Here is a 763-nt window from a genome sequence, read left to right as displayed (position 1 = left end):
TACCGCCGCGCGCGAGGCGCTCGTCCGGGCGCGGCAGAGCCTCGAGGACATCGCGCGGCAGCGGTCCGTCCGCGAGTCCGAGCTGACGATGGCCCGCGAGGCGCTGGACCAGCGGTCGAAGGCCGTACGGGCGCGGGAGCAGGAGCTGACCGCTGCCGAGGCGCGCCTCTCGTCGCTCGAGGAACTGGCGGCGGACCGTGCCGGCTTCGGCGACGCCGCGCGCATGGTGCTCGTGCAGGCGAACGGCCACGTCAGCCAGCAGGGCGCCGTGGCGGACTACCTCGAAGTGGACAGCCGCTACGAGCGGGCCGTCGAAGCGTGCCTCGGCGAGCTGCTGCAGCACGTGATCGTCGAACGGCACGACCAGGCCGCCGCGGGGCTCTCGCTCGTGCGCGAACAGAAGGCGGGGCGTTGCGGCTTCGTCGTCATCGACCCGGGTTCCAACGGGTACCACCCGCACACCGCGCTGAGCATTCCGGGCCTGACCCCGGTCTCGAACCTGCTCCGCATCAACGGCCCGCACCAGTTGACCATCCAGAAGGTGCTGCCCGAGGCCTACGTCGCCGAGTCGTTCGAACAGGCCGTCACCGTGTCGCGCCAGACGTCCGCCCCCGTGGCGACCGTGGCTGGTGACGTGTTCCGCGGGTCGCACCTCGTGACCGGCGGCACCACGACCGAGGCGCGCGGCATCCTGCAGACCAAGCGCGAGATCAAGGAGCTGCGTGAGCGCGTGGCGCTCGACCAGCAGGCGCTCGTCCGGCTG

The 763-nt window shown here is 72.2% G+C and carries 1 protein-coding gene; it reads left to right on the top strand.

The features are described from left to right. A partial coding sequence (locus AB7E83_RS28005; RefSeq protein ID WP_428574804.1) for a hypothetical protein occupies nucleotides 1-763 on the top strand: 763 nt, incomplete at both ends.

It is taken from the genome of Ramlibacter sp. (genome assembly GCF_050250995.1).
In the GTDB taxonomy this organism is placed as follows: domain Bacteria; phylum Pseudomonadota; class Gammaproteobacteria; order Burkholderiales; family Burkholderiaceae_C; genus Ramlibacter.
This window is presented reverse-complemented; position numbering and strand designations above follow the sequence as displayed.